This is a genomic window from Sphingobium boeckii (genome assembly GCF_014199215.1).
Lineage (GTDB): Bacteria > Pseudomonadota > Alphaproteobacteria > Sphingomonadales > Sphingomonadaceae > Sphingobium_A > Sphingobium_A boeckii.
In genome coordinates this window covers 416,525-435,829 of sequence record NZ_JACIJC010000003.1, presented here as the reverse complement: position 1 = coordinate 435,829, position 19,305 = coordinate 416,525, and the positions used below count along the sequence as shown (strand labels likewise).

The following is a 19,305-nucleotide window of genomic DNA, read 5'->3' as shown; positions in this document are numbered from 1 at the left end:
CCCGGAATGAAGGGCGGAAGCTATCGGTGGTGGCGACGATGGGCGCGGGGAGACTGGTCCGGAACGGAGCAGGTTTCTGCTTTCTGCTGTGGATTGAGACGCCACTTATCGTTCCTCCCCGGCCCGGGGAGGTGGCAGCCGCAGGCTGACGGAGGGGCAGTCATCCCGCTGAAGTCAGTAAAACATTGCACGCTACCACTGCCCCTCCACCGGAAGCGGTCCCCCTCCCCCGTGGGGGAGGAATGAATCTTTTTGCAAGGCTTGCCGGATGTTATAGACGGGCCGGGAATGGGAACGTATAGTGAACAAATGGCCCAGTTGGATACTCGTCAAAAGCTCGCTATCCTCGCCGATGCCGCGAAATATGATGCGTCCTGTTCGTCATCGGGCACGGTGAAGCGCGATAGCCGGGGCGGGAAGGGCATCGGATCGACCGAAGGCATGGGGATTTGCCATGCCTATGCGCCGGATGGCCGCTGTATTTCCCTGCTCAAAATCTTGCTCACCAATAGCTGCATCTTCGATTGCCATTATTGCATCAATCGCAAGAGCTCGAATGTGCGCCGCGCGCGCTTTTCGGCGAAGGAGGTGGTGGATCTCACGCTTTCTTTCTATCGGCGCAATTATATCGAGGGGCTGTTTCTCTCCTCGGGCATCATCCGGTCTTCCAATTATACGATGGAACAGATTGTGGAGGTGGCGCGGTCGCTGCGGGAGGATCATGATTTCCGCGGCTACATCCATCTGAAAACCATCCCCGATGCCGATCCGGAATTGGTGCATCAGGCGGGGCTTCATGCGGACCGCGTGTCGATCAACGTCGAATTGCCGACGGTGGGTGGCTTGAAGCGATTGGCACCCGAGAAATCCGCGACGCAGATCGAAGGCGCCATGGCAGACGTGAAAACAGCGATCGTGGACAATAAGGATGCGCGCAAAAAGTATAAGAGCGCACCCAAATTCGCGCCCGCCGGCCAATCCACCCAGATGATCGTGGGGGCGGACAGCGCCACGGACGGCGATATCGTGGTGCGTGCGGATTCGCTTTACGGCCGCTTCGGTCTGCGCCGCGTCTATTATTCGGCCTTCAGCCCGATTCCGGACGCCAGCGCGATCCTGCCCCTGCAGCGGCCGCCGCTGATGCGGGAGCACCGGCTCTATCAATCGGACTGGCTGATACGCTTTTATGGCTTTGCCGCGCAGGAGGTGGCTGCGGCCGCGGACGAGAGCGGGATGCTGCCGCTCGATATCGATCCCAAACTTGCCTGGGCATTGAAATTCCGCGGCGGCTTTCCGGTGGACGTCAACCGCGCACCGCGGGAAATGCTGCTGAGGATACCCGGACTGGGCGTGAAAGCAGTCAACGGCATCATCGCATCACGGCGCTGGCGCACATTGCGATTGGCTGATGTGGCGCGCCTCACGGTATCGCTCGCCAGGATCCGGCCTTTCATCGTGGCGGCGGACTGGCGACCGGTGGTGCTGGCGGACCGCGCTGATCTAAGGCCCATCGTGGCACCGAAGCGTGAACAGCTCGAATTATTCGGTGGCTAAGCATTGCCTTGCCCGCCCCGCTTGCGCCAAGAGGGCGGGGTTACGACGGCATGGAGTGGATGGCAGCGGTGCTGACCGACGATCAGGATCGGTGGAAGCGGCGCATTTCCAACAATGCGGCGGCCGCTTTGCTCGTTTTCACGCTCCTGCATATCCTCTGCTTCGTTGCGGTATCGGGCTATACCGGGTGGCGCTGGATCAATTTGCTGGGCATCGCGATCCTGGTCGGCTTCGCGATCCCCGCGATTTCGAAGATCGAGGCGCGTTGGGAAGCGCTGACGCGCGAGCCGCTCGGCCCCGCGGAGATATCGACCCATTTCCGGCGCGAACGAATGCGGCTGTGGATCGCGGCTATCTTGCTGCCCTTCCTTGGATCGGCCGTGTTTCTGGGCGCGCACGCGCTGGCGGGTTGAAACCAATCAGGGATGTGCTCGTTGAGCTTCCGGAAATTGACCGGAGGAACGACGATGGCGACTGCCGAAATCTTCGAACGACTGAAACAGGATCACGACCGGCACCGCGAATTGCTGGCCAGTATCGACGAGACCAAGGGCGACAGCGAACGGCGCCGCAGCCTGTTCGAAGCATTTCGCGTGGAAGTGACGGCCCATGCCGCGGCGGAGGAGGAATCGCTTTATGCGACGATGCTGGCCAAGCCCGATCTGCGCGAGGATGCGCAGCATTCCGTATCCGAACACAAGGAGATCGACGATTTCCTGGAGGAACTGGTCGAAATGGATTTCTCGTCATCGGGCTGGCTGACGCGCTTCCGCGCGATGAAGCATCGCTACGAGCATCATATCGACGAGGAAGAAGAAGAGATGTTCCCCGATGCCGCCAAGGAATTGACCAAGGCGGAGGAGGATCAACTTGCAGAGACCTTCCGCAAGCGCAAACCGGCGGAATTGGAACGCGCGAAATAAAGTGTAACGCCGTTCGGGCTGAGCCTGTCGAAGCCTCTTTTTTCTTCATACCTCGTGAAGTGAAGGGCTTCGACAGGCTCAGCCCGAACGGCATAGGTTGACGAAGATGCGTTCGATTGCCCTCGCCGATGAAGACGATTTCGATGGCTGGAGGCAAGCCGCGCGCGCGCTCGCGCTGGCAGATATGCCGCCCGATGCCGTGATCTGGCAGGTGGGTGATGCGCCGTGCGATCTGTTTGCCGAAGCCGGTTCGCCAATGGCGACGACCGAAGCGGCATTTTCCGTTCCCCGGCCTTTCGTCGATCTAGCGAAATCGGCGATCCTCCATCATGATCCGGCACGTTTCTCGCTACTCTACACGCTGTTGCTGCGCATTCGGGACCAACCCGGCGCGATGCAAGATCGCGCTGATCCATTGCTGCGCCGGCTGGAGGACATGGCCAAGTCTGTTCGCCGTGACATCCATAAGATGCGCGCATTTCTGCGCTTTCGCGAACTGGATGGGCGCTTCGTCGCCTGGTTTGAGCCGGATCATCATATCGTGCGCGCCAATGCCGGCTTCTTCGTGCGCCGCTTCGCCACGATGCACTGGTCGATCCTGACGCCCGAGGTGTCGCTGCATTGGGACGGCGATACGCTGACCGAGGGGCCGGGCGCGACCAAAAGCGACGCGCCCGATGGCGATCCGGTAGAGGAGGTATGGAAGACCTATTATGCCTCCATCTTCAATCCGGCGCGACTGAAGAAGGGCGCGATGCTGAAGGAAATGCCGAAGAAATATTGGAAGAACATGCCTGAAACCGCTTTGGTGCGGGCGCTTATCGCCGGTGCGCAGGCGCGGGAGGCGCGGATGATTGTTACCGCCCCGCGCACGCTGCCCGGTGGCAATAGTGAAGCCGCGTGGGCGGCGCTGCGTGAAGAAGCGATGGGCTGCACGCGCTGTCCTCTCCACCGTCAAGCGACACAGACGGTGTTCGGCGAAGGCCCGGTGGACGCGCGGATCATGTTTGTGGGCGAGCAGCCAGGCGATCAGGAGGATCTGCAGGGACAGCCATTCGTCGGTCCGGCCGGGCAGGTGTTCGATCGCGCGCTTGAAGAGGCTGGGATCGACCGGGCCAGCGTCTATGTCACCAATGCGGTCAAGCATTTCAAATTCGAGCCACGGGGCAAGCGGCGCATCCACCAGACCCCGGAGGTGAGCGAGATCAAGGCCTGCCGCTGGTGGATCGAGCAGGAACTGATGATCGTGAAGCCCGCGTTGACGATCGCACTCGGCGCGACGGCGGTGCGATCGGTGTTCGGCAAGGCGATGCCGATCGGCAAGTCCCGCGGACGGCTGATGGAAGTGCCGGGTGGCGGGAACGGCTGGATCACCGTGCATCCGAGCTATTTGCTGCGATTGCCTGATGAGGCAATGGCCGCGCAGGAGCGGGTGCGGTTCGTGGAGGATTTGAAGGGGGCCGTGGCCAGTCTGGGATGATCGCTACAAAAGTCCCCTAACTTTAATAAATCCGTTGGTGTCGAGCGCAGTCGAGACACGTTCCGGATGTGTCCCCACGTCCCTCGACTACGCTCGGGACAAACGGGTGAATAGGCGAAATATTCACTCAGCCGCCAGCAATTGCTCGGCCCCGCCCAGATCCACGGATACAAGCCGGCTCACGCCTTGCTCGATCATGGTCACGCCGAACAAGCGGTGCATCCGGCTCATCGTCACGGCATTGTGCGTCACGATCAGGTATCGCGTGTCGGTTTCGCCCACCATCGCATCGAGCAGATCGCAGAAACGCTCGATATTGGCGTCGTCCAGCGGGGCATCCACTTCGTCCAGCACGCAGATCGGGGCGGGATTGGTGAGGAACAGCCCGAAGATCAGCGCCACTGCGGTCAGCGCCTGTTCGCCACCGGATAGCAGCGTCAGCGTTGCGAGCTTCTTGCCTGGCGGCTGCGCGAGGATTTCCAGGCCGGCCTCCAGCGGGTCATCGGAATCGACCAGTTCCAGATGCGCCTGCCCGCCGTTGAACAGGGTGGTGAACAGCCGCTGGAAATGGCCGTTCACCGCCTCGAACGCGGCCATCAGCCGTTGGCGGCCTTCGCGGTTCAGGCTGCCGATCGAGCCGCGCAGACGGTTGATCGCCTGACCCAATTCGTCGCGCTCCGCCGTTGATTTCTCATGCTCGGCCTCGATCTCGGCCAGTTCCTGTTCCGCGACGAGATTGACCGGGCCGATCCGCTCGCGGTCCATTACGAGCCGGTCATTGCGTCCGGATTCGCTTTCCGCGCTGCCGACGTCCGCGCTGTCGAACCCGATCTTTTCGGGGAGCACCGGCGGCGGGCATTCGAAGCGCTCGCCCGAGATGCGGCCCATCTCCACCCGGCGGAGTTCCTGATTTTCCGCGCGCGCCACGGCACCCGCGCGTGCTTCGCGCACCGTCGCCAGCGCCTCGCCGGCTTCCGCCAGCAAGGCCTCGGTTTTGCGCAGCGCCGTCTCCGCCTCGCGCTCGTTGGTGATCAGCGTTTCAGCGGCCGCAGTCAGCGCGCGGCTTTCCTCGTCGAGCGTCGCGATCTGCTTGTCCAGCCGGGCAGGCGCATCGGCCAGTTCCTCGGCCTCCTTCTCGCCCGCCGCGGCACGGCGTGTCATTTCCTCGATGCGCTTGGCCGCTTCGCCCGCGCGTGAACGCCAGCCCTTGGCCTCTGCATTGGCGGCGGCCAGCCGTTCGCGGTCGCTGGCGATATTGCGATCCAGCGAGGCGCTTTCGGCCTTCAATTGCGCGACGGCGCTGCGCGAGGCGTCATTGGAGGATTGAAGCGCCGACACCCGCCCGGCCATGGCCGAGCCATCGGGCAGCGCCTTGACCGCGGTTTCGGCGCTGGCCGCTTCGGCTTCCGCTTCGCCTTGTTCGGCGATGGCGCGCGCGATCCGCTCCACCATTTCGGCGCGGCGTGCGGCAAGGCGTTCGATCTGACCAGCGATCTGATCCTCCTCGCGCGCCGCGGACCGCGCGCTTTGCTCGGCCCTGGCGAGCAAAGCGCGCGCTGTATCGGCGGCGGTGCGCGCGGACTCAACGGCGGCTTTGGCGGCATTTGCGGTTTCGCCCGCCTGGTCCACGGCCTGCTTGGCCTTGGGCAGCAGGTCTTCGATTTCGGCCAGGCGATTGAGGCGGATCAGGCGCTCGGCCGCGGCGGCCCCGCCTTCCTTCGCCACATAACCGTCCCAGCGGCGCAAGACCCCGGCGCGGGTCACGATCCTCTGGCCCACCGCCAGCGGCGCGCCATCGTCTGCATCCATCACGCCGATCTGGGACAGACGCCGGGCGATTGCCGCGGGCGCTTCGACATGCGCGGCCAGCGGCGTTGCGCCAGCGGGCAAGGCGGGATCACCCGGTAGCGCCTCGGCCCCCGCCCAGAAACGAATGCCGCCCGTCTCCAGCCCGGCATCCAGATCGTCACCCAGCGCCGCCGCCAATGCGCGTTCGTAGCCGGGCGCGGCCTTGATCCTGTCAAGCAAACGATCACCCGATTTGTTCTGATCAACCGCGCGGATCAGCGCCTTGGCCTCGCCCTCGAGGGCTGAAAATGCGGCCTGCGCGGCAGACATCGCGCTTTCCGCTTCGGTTCGTGCGGCGGCGGCGGCGGTGCGCTCGGCTTCGGCGCGTTCGATGGCCGTTGATGCCGCAGCGGCTTCGGCCTCAGCCGCCTCGCGCGTTTTGCGTAGGCCGTCGCGTGTCGCGATCAGCGGTGCGTCCTGGCCCAAGGCATCGCGCTCGCCGGTCAATCTCTGAGCCTCGCGCATCGCGCGTTCCAGTCTGGCCCGCGCGGTAGCGAACGCCGCCTGCGCCACGCGTGCGTCGGCCATTTCGCCGGCTTGCTCGGCCAGCGCTTTGGCCAACAGCACTTCGGCATCGCGCGCCGCCCCTTCGGCATCGCGGACCCGGCCCTCCATTGCGGGCCGGTCTTTCTGCGCAGCGCTGATTCGCGCATCCAGCGCCTTGCTCTCGGCCCCAAGCCGGGCCAGCGCATCCGCCGCATCATTGGCCAATGCGCCTTCCCGTTCGCGATCCTCGGCCATCCGCGCGCGTTGCGCCTCAAGTTCGTTCAGGCGGCGATCCAACGCGGCGCGCTCGGTGCGCAGCGAGGCCAGACGGTGCCCCGTCTCGGACGCCTTTTCGCGCGCCGATTGCGCGGCGCTGCGCTTGTCCGCCAGCGCCTGCGTCGCCTGCGCCTGCCAGGCTGCCGCTCCGCGCTGCGCCTCGCTTGCCTTGGCGACGGCATCCTCGGCCAATTGCGCCTCCTGGCGCGCGATATCCGCCGCTGCCGCCGCATCGCGCCAGCGCGCGAAGATCAGCCGCGCCTCGGCGATCTTGATCTCTTCGGTGAGTTTGCGATAGCGCTCGGCCTGCTTGGCCTGCCGCTTCAGATTGGCGGCGCGCACCGCCATATCGGCCAGCAATTCGTCCAGCCGCGCCAGATTGGTTTCCGTGGCGCGCAGCTTCTGCTCGGCATCCTTGCGGCGCACATGCAGCCCGGCGATTCCGGCCGCTTCCTCCAGCATCATCCGCCGTTCGGTCGGCTTGGCGGCGATCACCGCGCTGATCTTGCCCTGACTGACGAGCGCGGGCGAATGCGCGCCCGTGGCGGCGTCGGCAAACAGCAGCGAAACATCCTTGGCGCGCACATCGCGGCCGTTCACCCGGTAAGCCGAACCCGCGCCACGCTCGATCCGGCGGACCACCTCGACATCGCCATCATTGGCGGCACCGATCGGCCCGATCACTTCGCTCGCCGGGCGTTCCGTCAGGATGGTGACTTCGGCGAAGCTGCGCGCGGGGCGGGTGGCGGTCCCCGCGAAGATCACATCCTCCATCCCGCCGCCGCGCATCGACTTGGCGGAGCTTTCGCCCATCACCCAGCGGATGGCTTCGAGCAGATTGGATTTGCCGCAGCCATTGGGGCCGACGATGCCCGTCAGCCCCGGCTCGATCCGCAGTTCTGCAGGATCGACAAAGCTCTTGAACCCCGAAAGCTTGAGGCGCTTGATCTTCATGAGGTCAGCGCCCCCGCCTGGCCCATAAGCGCGATCAGGCGCCCGCAGCGATCAGCATCGGCTCCAGATCCTTCCAGGTGCCGACGCGCTCGACCGTGCCATTGACGACGAACGTCGGTGTGCCGGTGATCTCGAATTCCTTCACGCCGGATTCGGTGATCTTGGAAAGTTCGTCGATCGCGGCTTTGTCCGAGAGGCAGGCCTTGGCCTTTTCAGGGGCGACGCCGCGTTGCTGCACGAAGGTATCGAGCTGGAGCTTGGCGGCGATCAGGGGCGCGACCTGCTCGGGCTTCAAGCCCTGCCACGCCGCCTGATCGGCGGGGGTGAGCTGCTGCGCGAGGCCCAGCCAATTGGCCTGATCCGCGAAGATCTGCTCCGAAATCGGAAAATAGGGCACCGGGCCATTGCAGCGCGCGAGCAGGAATGCGGGCATGTCGAGAATGTTGAGCAGGAACGGGCGCATCTCATAGCTGAGCGTGCCCTTTGCAATCAGTGCCTTCATCGGTGCCGAGGATTCAGCCGAAAACTGGGCGCAATGCGAACAGCTCAAGGCGCCATATTCGATCAACTTCACCTTGGCATCGGGATTGCCGAGCAGGAAGCCGCCGGCCTCCGTCTTCGAAGCGGTTTCGGTCCATTGCGCGCCCGCGGGTGCGGTGACGCCAGCGGTGTTGGAAGATGCAGCATTGTTGCCGGCGTCTTCCTTGCTGCAGGCGGCCAGCGCGATGGCGATGGTCAGGATCGGGAGGGCGGATTTCAGCTTCATGACGGGGTTACGCTCCTGTGATGGTATCAATTGAGTGCGGCATCCAATTTGGGCTTCAGTGCAGCCCAGGTTCCGGTGTCCTTTACCAGCGCGCCGTTCAGATAAAAGGCGGGCGTACCGGGAATCTTGCGTGTGTCCCAGGCTTCGCTGGCCTGATCTTCCATCAATTTTTGCTGCGCAGCATTGGCGAGGCACGCGCCGATGCGCTGTTCGCTCATCCCGCGCTTGCGCATCAGCGAATCCAGCCCGGAACCCAGAGTGAGCGCGGTGAGTTGCTGGGTGATGTTCATCGCGGCAAGCCGCTTGCCGTTGCTGGCTTCGAAGAAAAGACCCTGCGTATACCAATCCCCCTGCGCGGCGAAAATCGCATCGCTATGCCCCAGGAATTTGGCAGGGCCATCGCAGCGCGCGAGCAAGGCTGCAGCATAATCCATGGTGTCGCGGATCGCGTGACGCACTTCGATCGAGGTCCGGCCCCTGGCGATATAATCGCGCTTCAGCACCGCCGCGCCCTGCTGGGAGAATTCCGCGCAGTGCGAGCAGGTATAGCTCAGATATTCGACCAGCTTGGTCTTCGCCGCGGGATTGCCGATGACATAGCTGCCATTGGGCTTCATCACGCCGACCGTGGTCCAGTCCCGTGCCGGGGCCGCGGCGATCAAGAGGATGCCGGCCAGCGCAGCCAGAGCGAGACGCTTCACTTCTTGTCCACTCCGACCATGGGGGCTCCGCGGGTGGCCGCGACGCCCTGCGCCAGTGATTCGAGCACGGCCTTCAGTTCAGGGTCGGCAATGGCGCGCAAACTGTCGCCCAATTCGACAGACAAGGGCTTGAGCGCGCGCGGCGCGGCGCGCTTGGTTGACGGCTTTGCGGTCGCGCCCTGTTTGAACGCGAGCTTTGCCACCGCGCTATAGCCGAAGAAGCGGTTTACCCGCTCGATGATTTCGGGTGCCACATGCTGCATCATCGGCGCGTGCGCGCCCACCACGCTCAATGTCAGTACGCCATCGGCGCGCGTGCCATGCGGGAAGCGGATCGATTCGGGCGTGGATACGCCCGCGTAGCGTTCGCCCACGATTTCGGACCAGCGGCTGACCACGGCGCTCTGCACGAACCCGAATCGACGGTATGCGGCGCGGCCGATATCGGGCAGCATCTCGGAAACCGTGCGCGCGCGCCCGCCGCGCGGACGTTCGTCGCCCGTGTTTTCCTTGCCGCCGCTGCTACGCCTTTCGCTCATCCGATGCTCCATGCCATAGCCGACCCATGCCAGTCGATATGCCAGACGAAAATGTGGTCGGAGATGTGTGGAAGGCATTGTCCTTCTTCTCCCATCCCGGCTTTCCCGGAGGGGCGGGGGGTGGGCTCTTCTTTCAAAAGGGAAGGGCCACCCCCAACCCCTCCACGAGGGCGTGGAGGGGAGTCCAGTGACCGAAATCGCATCCGATCTCCTGCGCTGGTATGATCGTCACGCGCGCAGTCTGCCGTGGCGCAGCGCGCCGGGGACGAATGCTGCCGATCCCTATCGTGTCTGGCTGTCCGAAATCATGCTCCAGCAGACCACAGTGGCCGCGGTGAAGCCCTATTTCGAGAAATTCACGGCGCTTTGGCCCGATGTGGCGGCGCTGGCGGCGGCGGACGATGCCGATGTGATGAGCGCCTGGGCGGGGCTTGGCTATTATGCCCGGGCGCGCAATCTGCTGGCGTGCGCCCGCGTGGTGGCGGCTCAGCATGAGGGCGGCTTTCCCGAAAGCGAGGCGGGCCTGCGCGCGTTGCCGGGGATCGGCTTTTATACGGCGGCGGCGATTGCGGCGATCGCCTTTGGGCAGCGCGCCGTGGTGGTGGATGGCAATGTGGAGCGCGTGGTCTCGCGGCTGTTCGCGGTGGAAACGCCTTTGCCCGGTGCCAAACCCGCGCTTTATGCGCTGACCAACGGGATCACGCCCCATGCGCGTTCCGGCGATTTTGCTCAGGCGATGATGGATCTGGGCGCCACGATTTGCACACCGCGCAATCCGGCCTGTGCAATCTGCCCGTTGCGAAGCCACTGCGCCGCATTCCGCACCGGCGCACCCGCGCAATTTCCTTTCAAGGCGGCAAAGAAGGCGCGGCCGCAGCGTTTCGGCACGATCTTCTGGCTGGAGCGGGATGGCGATGTGCTGCTGGTGCGTCGCCCGGACAAGGGATTGCTTGGCGGGATGCGCGCATTGCCCACTGGCCCCTGGGCGGATGCGCCGCCGGGCATGATGGATGCACCTGCGGATGCGGATTGGGTGCTGGGCGGCGAAACGGTGTCGCATGTCTTCACGCATTTCGCGCTCGATCTGGCGATTGCGCGGGCTGCGCTTGAAAAGGGTTGCGCCGGCAATTGGGACGGAGAATGGTGGCCGATGGATCGGCTGGACGCGGCGGGATTGCCCAGCGTGTTCGCCAAGGCGGCGCGCAAGGCGCTGGAGGAGATTGTTTGATGGCGGAAATGATGCTGGCGCGGCGTGAATTCGTCCGTTCGATCGCGACGCTGGGCGCGCTGGGGGCCATGCCGCCCGCGCTGCTCGCAAAGGCGAAGGAGGGGGATTGGCGCGTCGTCAGGCAGTTGTTCGAGGCCACATTGTCCAAGGGCAAGATCCCCGGCATGGCCGCGGCGCTCGGGCATGGCACGGCCCCGGCCGCATTCCTGAATGCGGGCACGATCGCCAGCGGCAGCCGGGCCGCGGTGACCCCCGATACGCTGTGGCGCGTCTATTCGATGACCAAGCCGGTCACCGGCATGGCCGCCATGATGCTGATCGAGGATGGCGATTTGCGGCTGGATCAGCCGGTGGCCGATTTCATCCCCGGTTTCGCCAAGGCGCGCGTGCTCACCGATCCTGACAACAGCCTGGACAGCCGTCCGGCCAATGGCATGATGACGATCCGGCACCTGCTGACGCATACCGCAGGACTTGGCTATTCGATCATCACCAAGGGACCATTGTTGCAGGCCTATAATGAGCAGGGCATCTTGCCCGCGCAGGTGAGCCGCACGAAGATGCCCGGCGTGCCCGATTACCCGACCGCACCCAGCCTTGCGGAATTTGCCGACCGGCTGGCGACGCTGCCATTGATTGCCGATCCGGGCGCACGCTGGAGCTATTCGGTAAGTCTGGATTTGCTTGGGCGGATCATCGAGATCGCCGCCGGGCGGCCGTTCGATGCGTTTCTGCAACAGCGGCTGTTCGATCCGGCAGGCATGAAAAACACGGTTTTCCAAGTTGCAGACAAGGATGTTTCCCGCCTCACCACCAATTATTTCGCCTTGCCCACGGGCAGCTTCCCGGTCGATCCCGGTGCGACCAGCATCTATCTCGACAAGCCCGCTTTCCCCTTTGGCGGGGCGGGGCTGGTGTCCAGCGCGCGCGATTATGACCGGTTTCTGGCGATGCTGATGGGCATGGGCAAGATCGGCGGCAAGCGCATCATGAAGCCCGAAACAGCAAAGCTCGGCATGAGCAATCTGCTGCCCGATGGCGCAGATACCACGGGCACATTTGCGGACGGGCAGGGCTTTGGCGCGGGCGGCCGCGTGGTGATGAAGGAGACGCCGGGTGGTGCCGGGATCGGCACATTCGGCTGGGGCGGCGCGGCGGCGACGATCGCCTTTGTCGATCCCAAACGCGGCATCCGCGCGAGCGGCTTTGCGCAATATATGCCCGATGCGGCTTTCGGATTTCCGACGGATTTCTCCAAGAGCGTTTACGCGAGTCTGGTGTGATCTCTGTTTCTTCGCGCCATTCCGGTTTTTTCCATCATTCCCGCGCAGGCGGGAATCCCGCTTCTTCTTCTTTCCTGGAGTCCGGCACAAAGCTGGATTTCCGCCTACGCGGGAATGACAGGAATATGGTGTGAGTTCCAACCATCGTCCCGGTTTTACGGGCAGCACCTTGGACCGCGAAGATCTCGTCCGCACCAATCCCGAAAGGCTGGCGGCACTGGCCGGCAGCCTGTCCGCGCGCTTGCTCGCGCTGGACGGGATCGATCCGATATTGGACGATCAGGGGTTGTTGACGTGGAAGAGCATGGCGGAGAGCGATCCGGGGAGCGAATTGATCTTCCTCGGCGTGCAGGATGGCAAGCCGCGCTTTACGGAAGTGCGCCCTGATCTTCCCCAAGGCGCGGCGCGTTCGCGGGCGATCTTCCGGATGCTCGATATCCTCCCGCCCGAGGAAGCCTCCACCTATGCCGCGGCGCGCAGCCTGATCGACTGGCATGTGCGCCATGGCTTTTGCGCGCAATGCGGCACGCCGACGGAGATATTCCGGGGCGGATGGGGCCGCAACTGCGGGCAGTGCAAGGCGGAGCATTATCCGCGGGTGGATCCGGTGGTGATCATGCTGGCCGAACATGAAGGCCGGGTGCTGGTCGGCCGCCAGCCCGCTTATCCGCCGCAGCGCTATTCGGCGCTCGCGGGTTTTCTGGAACCGGGTGAATCAATCGAGGAGGCCGTCGCGCGGGAGCTTCATGAGGAAGCGGGCGTGAAGGCGCTCGCTGTGCGCTATGTGGTCAGCCAGCCTTGGCCGTTTCCATCGTCACTGATGATGGCCTGTGTGGCGCAGGTGGAGAGCGATGCGCTGACGATCGATTATACCGAGCTGGAGGATGCCTTCTGGGTGACCCGCGCAGAGGTGGCCGCAGTGATGAATGGCGAGGCGGGCGCGAAATTTCTGCCGCCGCCGCCCTATGCGATCGCGCATACGCTGTTTCGAAGGTGGTTGGCTGAAACATAATTCCAAACCATAATACTCCGTCATGCTGAACTCGTTTCAGCATCCATTTGTCCGCCCCGCCATTGGTCGTGACTTCGCAATGGATGCTGAAACGAGTTCAGCATGACAGCGGTATTGGGGAGGTCGGCGCTCTCACCTCACCCGCGTCACGCTCACGATCTTTACCGGATTGATCATATGCTGCCCGATCGTGTTCATCGATCGTCCGCCGGGATAAGTGGGGGCGGCGAGGATGCGGTGGACGATGGGCATCCCGCTCACCACACGGCCAAAAGCGGCATAGCCGGGGTCGCCACCTGGCCGCGCGTCCAGAAACGGTGCGGCGCCGACCACCAGGAAGAAATCTCCCCGCGCCGTGCCGGGGGCATGGCGCGCCATGGAGATCGTGCCGTCCACATGACGCAGGCCGGTCTTGCTGGTCGGCTCATGCGCGATAGGGAATTTGCCGCGCTTGGCCAAGCTGTTGATCCCGCCCTGCACCAGCCCGCGTCTGGGATCGCCCTTGTTCCGCGCGGCGCGGTAGAAGGTAATGTTATCGAAGCGTTTTTCATCGACATAAGCGAGGAAATTATTGGCCGTGATCGGTGCGCGGCGGGTGTCCAATTCGACGATGATCGGGCCGAGGCTGGTCTGGATCTTCACGCGCACCAGCGCCGGTCCGGCTGCGCCGGCGGGCAGGGCGGCGAGGAGCAGGAGGAGGCAGATCACGGCCCCCCAAATCGCTCGGGCTGATATCCGAGACACCGTTCGGGCTGAGCCCGTCGAAGCCTTTCCCTTCTTGCTTCTCCCCTCCACGCCTTCGTGGAGGGGCCGGGGGTGGCATCTTCTTTTTTCGACTGTCGAGAGGATAGGGAAAGGAGAAGGGCCACCCCCAGCCCCTCCAGCAAGGGCTGGAAGGGAGTCAGAAGGGAGACGCTTTGACAGGCTTCGCCCGAACAGGGTCTGGGGCAATCCGATGATCACGCCAGCGCCGCGTCGGACCCCATCAATGCGGGGAAAAAGCCTTCATGCGCGGCGCGGAGATCGGCGAGGGGGATGCCGGTAACCGATTGCCCGCCGGTCATGCCGATCTGCGTTGCACCGGGAATATCCGTGCCGACAGCAGCCGTCACCACATAGCGGGCCTGATCTTCGCCAAACGCCGTTGCGGTGTTCAGCGTGATCGACAATTCAGCGCCGATGCCGCCAGCCAAAGCCATTTCAGCGATCGTGACGGTCAGGCCACCATCGGCCACGTCATGCACCGCCGTCAGCGTCCCGCTCTTGACGAGCGAACGGACCAGATCGCCATTGGCGCGCTCTTTCGCCAGATCGACCGACGGCGCGGAACCGTGCTCCTGGCCCTGAATTTCACGCAGCCAGATCGACTGACCCAGATGGGTGCCTTCGCCGCCGATGAGCCAGATCGCCTCACCCTCAGCCTTGAACGCCACGGTCGCCATGTTGTCCACATCCGCCAGCAGGCCGATCCCGCCGATCGCGGGGGTCGGCAGGATCGCGGACCCGCCGCCGGTGGCCTTGCTCTCATTATAGAGCGAGACGTTGCCGCTCACGATTGGGAAATCGAGCGCGCGGCAGGCGTCGCCCATGCCTTCGAGGCAGCCGGTAAGCTGCGCCATGATCTCGGGGCGCTGGGGGTTGGCGAAATTGAGGCAGTTGGTGACGGCCAGCGGCGTGGAGCCGACCGCGGAGAGATTGCGATAGCATTCGGCGATCGCCTGCTTGCCGCCCTCATAGGGGTCCGCATAGCAATAGCGCGGGGTGCAATCGGTGCTGATCGCAATGCCCTTCTGGCTGCCATGGACGCGGACCACAGCGGCATCGCCGCCTGGGCGCTGCACCGTGTCGGCGCCCACCATGTGGTCATATTGCTCCCAGATCCAGCGGCGGCTGGCGATATCGGGGCTGGCCATCAGCTTGAGTAGATCGGCCGCGATATCGGTGCTTTCGGGAATGTCGCCGAGCGGCTGGACATTTGCCCAGGCCTTATATTCTTCCTTGCTCGCGGCGGGGCGATCGTAAAGCGGCGCGTCGTCGGCCAAGGGTGCCAGCGGGATGTCGCACACCGTTTCGCCGTGATGCGTCAGCACCATGCGGCCGGTGTCGGTCACTTCGCCGATCACCGCGAAATCCAGATCCCATTTGCGGAAGATCGCTTCGGCGAAATCCTCGCGGCCGGGTTTCAACACCATCAACATGCGCTCCTGACTTTCGGAGAGCATCATTTCATAAGCGGTCATGCCGGTTTCGCGCTGCGGCACAGCGTCCATGTTGAGCAACAGCCCGACGCCGCCCTTGCTCGCCATCTCGACCGAAGATGAGGTGAGGCCAGCCGCGCCCATATCCTGGATCGCGACGATCGCGTCGGACGCCATGAGTTCGAGACACGCCTCGATGAGCAATTTCTCAGTGAAAGGATCGCCGACCTGCACTGTGGGGCGCTTGGCTTCGGAATCCTCCCCGAAATCCGCGCTCGCCATCGTGGCGCCGTGAATGCCGTCCCGCCCGGTCTTGGAGCCGACATAGACGATCGAATTGCCGACGCCCGAGGCCGCGGAATAGAAGATCTTGTCGGTATCCGCGATGCCGACCGTCATCGCATTGACGAGGATGTTCCCGTCATAGGCCGGGTGGAAATTCACCTCGCCGCCCACGGTGGGCACACCCACGCAATTGCCATAGCCGCCGATGCCGCGCACTACGCCGCTGATCAGATGGCGCATCTTGGGATGATCGGGACGGCCGAAGCGCAATGCGTTCATGTTCGCGATCGGGCGCGCGCCCATGGTGAACACGTCGCGCAGGATGCCGCCCACGCCCGTCGCCGCGCCCTGATAGGGTTCGATGTAACTGGGGTGGTTGTGGCTCTCCATCTTGAAGATCGCGGCCTGACCATCGCCGATATCGACCACGCCGGCATTCTCGCCGGGGCCGCAGATCACCTGCGGGCCGGTGGTCGGCAATTTCATCAGATGAATCTTGGAGGATTTATAAGAGCAATGCTCGGACCACATCACCGAGAATATGCCGAGTTCGGTCATATTGGGCTCGCGGCCCATCGCGTGCAGGACGCGCTCATATTCTTCGGGGGAAAAGCCGTGCTCGGCGACGATCTGGGGCGTGATTCCGGACATGGGGAGCGCCTTAGCGGCGGGGGCGGGCGAAGCCTAGCCCGTATCGCGCTTCCGCGCCCGTTTACAGCATTATTGCCGGTCCAGCCCCACCAGCAGGCCGCGCCGGGCCGCGATGGCGACTGCCTCGGCGCGGGTGTCGGCATCGAGCAGCGTCATCGCATGATGAACCTGCGCACGCACCGCGAGTGCCGTCAGTCCCAGCAGCGGGGCGATTTCGAAATCCTGATATCCGGTGAGAATTAGCGCCAGGCTTTGCCGCTGGATCAGGCTGAGGCCGGCATTTTCGGGCGCGTCTTCCCGAATGCCGCGCCGCTGATCGAACAGCGTCATGCCCTGATCCGCATACAGATCGGCCAGCGCCTGAAGCCGCGCAATGCGATCGCGCTGAGGCATCTCGCCAGGCCCGGTGACCAAGACCAGTAAGGTGATGTCCCGCCGCTGGATGGGGATCAGCAGGCCGCGGTCGGCACCGTCCAAGATCAGGCGGGGATATTCGGGGCGAGCGCGCGCGATCCGGAGTGCCTCGATCGACATGCCGTTCATATCGCCGAAGAGCGAGGAAAAGCGCGAACCTTCCTCAAGCATCAGGCAGAGATGATGATCGAAGCCTTCGCCCGCAATGGCCGCGGCAAAGGCGGTGGTCAATTCCGCGAGCGACCGCGCCGACGCTGCGCGCATGGCGAAATCCGGCAGCGGATCGCCCGGCGAATCCCGATGCGCGGTTTGCGCCGATATGCCCGCGATCATCCCCATTGCCACCCCAGCAGAAGAGCATCCGCTTTACCGGTACGCGGGTTAAAATTTGGAGAATCGAGATTTGGTGCCGCCGTTAACCGGATCGCAGCGGTGAGGCGCTAAGCAGATGTTCGATGAACCGACAGCGGAAAGACGACAGCGAGAGACAGACGGGTTCCGGGCTGGCAGCGGCTTCGGGCGATGCCCCGCATATCTGGGTCGATTCCCTGCCGCAGCCGCTGATTTCGGCGCTGGATGCGGCGGGGATCGCCATCGCCTATCGCCTGCCGGAAAGCCGGACCGTGATCTTTTCAGATGCGGCGCAACGATTGCTCGACGTGAAGCCCAGCACCACGATCGAACGCGCGTTGCGCACCGTGGGGCGCAAATACCGCCGCCGCTTGGCCGATTTCGTCACCGGCAAGGCGCGCCATCCGGACGCGGGCGGGCTTTCCCGGATCATCGTGCCCTTGCTCTTCGAAAGCGGCGTGCGCAAATGGCTGGAACTCAGCATGTCCGCCGATCCGGCGGGCGGCGGCGAATATCTGATCCTGCGCGATTGCACCGAAGATACCGACACCCGCCGCAGGCTGGAACGCGAGCGCGAGCATCTGCGCCACACCGTCGAACTCAATCCGCAATTGCCCTGGCTGGCGGATGCGCAGGGCAATATCATCGCCTTTACCGAGCGCTATGAGATCATGACCGGGCGCACGGCGGAGGAACTGACCGGCAATGGCTGGGCGCTGATCACACATCCTGACGACCGGGAGCGCGCCATGGAGCAGACCGCGCATTCCGTGGCGACGGGCGATCCGCTGGATACGCGGGTGCGCGTGCGCACGGCGGACGGTGCCTATCGCTGGATGCGCGTGACGGCTTATTGCCTGCGCGACGACGAAGGCAAAATCCTGCGCTGGTTCGGCTATACCGAGGATATCGACGATCATGTGCTGATCGAACAGCAGATCCGCTGGACTGCGGAGCATGATGCGCTCACGCGATTGCCAAACCGGATGGTGTTCAATCGTCAACTCGAAGATGCGCTGACCAGCGAATATCAGCTTGGCCAGAAGATCGCGGTGCTGCTGGCGGACGTCGATAATTTCAAGGACGTCAACGATGTGCTGGGCCATGATTCGGGCGATGCACTGCTGATCGGCTGTGGGGAATCGATTGGGCGCGCGCTGCCGCCCGGCTCGATGTTGTCGCGGATCGGGGGCGACGAATTCGCGATCATCCTGCCGTTCGATGGCGCGGTATCCGTGTTGAACGAAGTGTGCGACCGGATCTTCGCCGCGATGCGCGATCCGCTGAACGTGAACGGCCAAAGCGTGGAATGCCGGGTGAGCATCGGGGCCGCGATCTTCCCCTTTCATGGTCAAAGCCCCACCGAATTGTTCAAGAATGCCGATATCGCGCTCTATCAGGCCAAGGCGCGCGGGCGCGGCCAGATGACGGTGTTTTCGCTCGAAATGAAGCAGGAGACCCAGCGCCGCGTGGCGATGGTCAATCTGGGGCGCAAGGCGGTCGAGAGCGATTCGATCATTCCTTATTACCAGCTTCAGGTGTCGCTTGAGGAGAATCGCCCGATCGGCTTCGAGGCGCTGCTGCGCCGGCGGGATCGGCAGGGGCGCATTTGCGCGCCGTCCAGCATTTCCGCGGCGTTCGAGGATGCGGAGGTGGCCGAGGCGATTGGCGATGCGATGCTGAAGGCCGTGCTGGCCGATATGCAGATGGCCGAAAATCGCGGGGTCGATCTGGGCACGGTCAGCGTCAATTTCTCGACCGCCGAATTTCGCAGCGCCACATTCATCGACCGGCTGACCAACCGGATTGCCGATGCGGGCATCGATTTCAGCCGCGTCATGATCGAAGTGACCGAAGGCGTTTTCCTGGGCCGGCCCGCGGATAGCGCGGCGCAGACGATCCGCACGCTTCACGATCTTGGTTTCAAGATCGCGCTCGATGATTTCGGCACGGGCTATGCCTCGCTCGTCCATCTGCGCCAGCTTCCGGTGGACACGCTGAAGATCGATCAGTCGTTCATCCGCGCACTGGTCGATAGCAAGGATGATCTGGCGATCGTGAGCGCCATCCTCAATCTGGGCGCGAGCCTGGGGCTGAACGTGATCGCCGAAGGGATCGAATCCGAAGCGCAGCTATCCATATTGCGGGGGCTGAAGCTGCGTTATGCTCAAGGCTATCTCTTCGCGCATCCGGTGCCGATCGAAGAGGCGTTTGCGCTGGCGCTGCCTTGGCAGACCCAGGGCCATGCCCGTGATCAGGCGCATGGAGAACGGCCTGGTATTCACAAGCGGATGATCGGCTGGCGCTGAACGCCGCACAACCGGCCGGCCATAAAAAGGGCCGGCGGATCGCTCCA

General features: G+C 63.8%; 15 protein-coding genes. 8 read left to right on the top strand and 7 right to left on the bottom strand.

Annotated elements, in window-relative coordinates; all coding sequences use genetic code 11:
• Positions 1-309: 309 nt before the first annotated feature.
• The 4 genes from FHS49_RS10480 to FHS49_RS10465 all read left to right on the top strand — a co-directional run bounded on the left by FHS49_RS10480 (position 310) and on the right by FHS49_RS10465 (position 3,957).
• Positions 310-1,554 (top strand): putative DNA modification/repair radical SAM protein, encoded by a 1,245-nt coding sequence (locus FHS49_RS10480; RefSeq protein ID WP_184018145.1) that lies wholly within the window; start codon positions 310-312, stop codon positions 1,552-1,554.
• 59 nt (positions 1,555-1,613) lie between these two features.
• On the top strand, positions 1,614-1,967 hold the full coding sequence (locus tag FHS49_RS10475) for a hypothetical protein (protein WP_184018143.1): 354 nt from the start codon (positions 1,614-1,616) through the stop codon (positions 1,965-1,967).
• Positions 1,968-2,021: 54 nt separating this feature from the next.
• A complete protein-coding gene (locus tag FHS49_RS10470) occupies positions 2,022-2,477 on the top strand; it encodes a hemerythrin domain-containing protein (RefSeq protein ID WP_184018141.1) in 456 nt (151 codons plus the stop codon).
• 106 nt (positions 2,478-2,583) lie between these two features.
• Positions 2,584-3,957, top strand: coding sequence for a UdgX family uracil-DNA binding protein (locus FHS49_RS10465; protein WP_184018138.1), 1,374 nt, complete (start codon positions 2,584-2,586; stop codon positions 3,955-3,957).
• Positions 3,958-4,080: 123 nt separating this feature from the next.
• On the opposite strand, the gene FHS49_RS10460 is transcribed toward FHS49_RS10465, so the two are convergent.
• The 4 genes from FHS49_RS10460 to FHS49_RS10445 are packed head-to-tail and all read right to left on the bottom strand — an operon-like array spanning position 4,081 to position 9,527.
• Positions 4,081-7,521, bottom strand: a complete 3,441-nt coding sequence (locus FHS49_RS10460; protein ID WP_184018136.1) for a chromosome segregation SMC family protein — start codon at positions 7,519-7,521, stop codon at positions 4,081-4,083.
• 34 nt (positions 7,522-7,555) lie between these two features.
• Positions 7,556-8,287, bottom strand: coding sequence for a thioredoxin domain-containing protein (locus tag FHS49_RS10455; RefSeq protein WP_184018134.1), 732 nt, complete (start codon positions 8,285-8,287; stop codon positions 7,556-7,558).
• Positions 8,288-8,313: 26 nt separating this feature from the next.
• Positions 8,314-8,988, bottom strand: coding sequence for a thioredoxin domain-containing protein (locus FHS49_RS10450; RefSeq protein ID WP_184018131.1), 675 nt, complete (start codon positions 8,986-8,988; stop codon positions 8,314-8,316).
• Positions 8,985-9,527 carry a DUF721 domain-containing protein gene (locus FHS49_RS10445; RefSeq protein WP_246350570.1) on the bottom strand — a complete coding sequence of 181 codons (543 nt, stop codon included), beginning with the start codon at positions 9,525-9,527 and terminating at the stop codon, positions 8,985-8,987. Before FHS49_RS10445 ends, FHS49_RS10450 begins: the two co-directional genes overlap by 4 nt.
• A gap of 187 nt (positions 9,528-9,714) precedes the next feature.
• On the opposite strand from FHS49_RS10445, the gene mutY reads away from it, so the two are divergent.
• From mutY to nudC, 3 genes are all read left to right on the top strand, one after another.
• Complete coding sequence (gene mutY / locus FHS49_RS10440; protein WP_343052962.1) at positions 9,715-10,755, top strand: A/G-specific adenine glycosylase; 1,041 nt, start codon at positions 9,715-9,717, stop codon at positions 10,753-10,755.
• Positions 10,755-12,038, top strand: a complete 1,284-nt coding sequence (locus tag FHS49_RS10435; protein ID WP_184018127.1) for a serine hydrolase domain-containing protein — start codon at positions 10,755-10,757, stop codon at positions 12,036-12,038. Before mutY ends, FHS49_RS10435 begins: the two co-directional genes overlap by 1 nt.
• Before the next feature lie 130 nt (positions 12,039-12,168).
• On the top strand, positions 12,169-13,050 hold the full coding sequence (nudC, locus tag FHS49_RS10430; protein WP_184018125.1) for an NAD(+) diphosphatase: 882 nt from the start codon (positions 12,169-12,171) through the stop codon (positions 13,048-13,050).
• Between the two features lie 132 nt (positions 13,051-13,182).
• On the opposite strand, the gene FHS49_RS10425 is transcribed toward nudC, so the two are convergent.
• The 3 genes from FHS49_RS10425 to FHS49_RS10415 form a co-directional block, all read right to left on the bottom strand.
• Entirely contained in the window at positions 13,183-13,758 is a 576-nt protein-coding gene (locus FHS49_RS10425; protein WP_343052961.1) for a peptidylprolyl isomerase, read from the bottom strand.
• A gap of 251 nt (positions 13,759-14,009) precedes the next feature.
• Positions 14,010-16,184 carry a phosphoribosylformylglycinamidine synthase subunit PurL gene (gene purL / locus FHS49_RS10420; RefSeq protein WP_184018123.1) on the bottom strand — a complete coding sequence of 725 codons (2,175 nt, stop codon included), beginning with the start codon at positions 16,182-16,184 and terminating at the stop codon, positions 14,010-14,012.
• Positions 16,185-16,253: 69 nt separating this feature from the next.
• Positions 16,254-16,937, bottom strand: coding sequence for a helix-turn-helix transcriptional regulator (locus FHS49_RS10415; RefSeq protein ID WP_184018120.1), 684 nt, complete (start codon positions 16,935-16,937; stop codon positions 16,254-16,256).
• A 116-nt stretch (positions 16,938-17,053) separates the two neighbouring features.
• Between FHS49_RS10415 and FHS49_RS10410 the strand changes: the two genes are divergently transcribed.
• Positions 17,054-19,258: a putative bifunctional diguanylate cyclase/phosphodiesterase gene (locus tag FHS49_RS10410; protein WP_184018118.1), complete on the top strand. Its 2,205-nt coding sequence runs from the start codon at positions 17,054-17,056 to the stop codon at positions 19,256-19,258.
• The last annotated feature ends 47 nt before the right edge of the window (positions 19,259-19,305 follow it).

What these genes read in the sequence shown, in the direction of transcription:
- FHS49_RS10480 (WP_184018145.1), top strand. Translation starts at nt 310, where the DNA reads ATGGCCCAGTTGGATACTCGTCAAAAGCTCGCTATCCTCGCCGATGCC.
- FHS49_RS10475 (WP_184018143.1), top strand. Translation starts at nt 1,614, where the DNA reads ATGGCAGCGGTGCTGACCGACGATCAGGATCGGTGGAAGCGGCGCATT.
- FHS49_RS10470 (WP_184018141.1), top strand. Translation starts at nt 2,022, where the DNA reads ATGGCGACTGCCGAAATCTTCGAACGACTGAAACAGGATCACGACCGG.
- FHS49_RS10465 (WP_184018138.1), top strand. Translation starts at nt 2,584, where the DNA reads ATGCGTTCGATTGCCCTCGCCGATGAAGACGATTTCGATGGCTGGAGG.
- FHS49_RS10460 (WP_184018136.1), bottom strand. Translation starts at nt 7,521, where the DNA reads ATGAAGATCAAGCGCCTCAAGCTTTCGGGGTTCAAGAGCTTTGTCGAT.
- FHS49_RS10455 (WP_184018134.1), bottom strand. Translation starts at nt 8,287, where the DNA reads ATGAAGCTGAAATCCGCCCTCCCGATCCTGACCATCGCCATCGCGCTG.
- FHS49_RS10445 (WP_246350570.1), bottom strand. Translation starts at nt 9,527, where the DNA reads ATGAGCGAAAGGCGTAGCAGCGGCGGCAAGGAAAACACGGGCGACGAA.
- FHS49_RS10435 (WP_184018127.1), top strand. Translation starts at nt 10,755, where the DNA reads ATGGCGGAAATGATGCTGGCGCGGCGTGAATTCGTCCGTTCGATCGCG.
- purL (WP_184018123.1), bottom strand. Translation starts at nt 16,184, where the DNA reads ATGTCCGGAATCACGCCCCAGATCGTCGCCGAGCACGGCTTTTCCCCC.
- FHS49_RS10415 (WP_184018120.1), bottom strand. Translation starts at nt 16,937, where the DNA reads ATGGGGATGATCGCGGGCATATCGGCGCAAACCGCGCATCGGGATTCG.
- FHS49_RS10410 (WP_184018118.1), top strand. Translation starts at nt 17,054, where the DNA reads ATGAACCGACAGCGGAAAGACGACAGCGAGAGACAGACGGGTTCCGGG.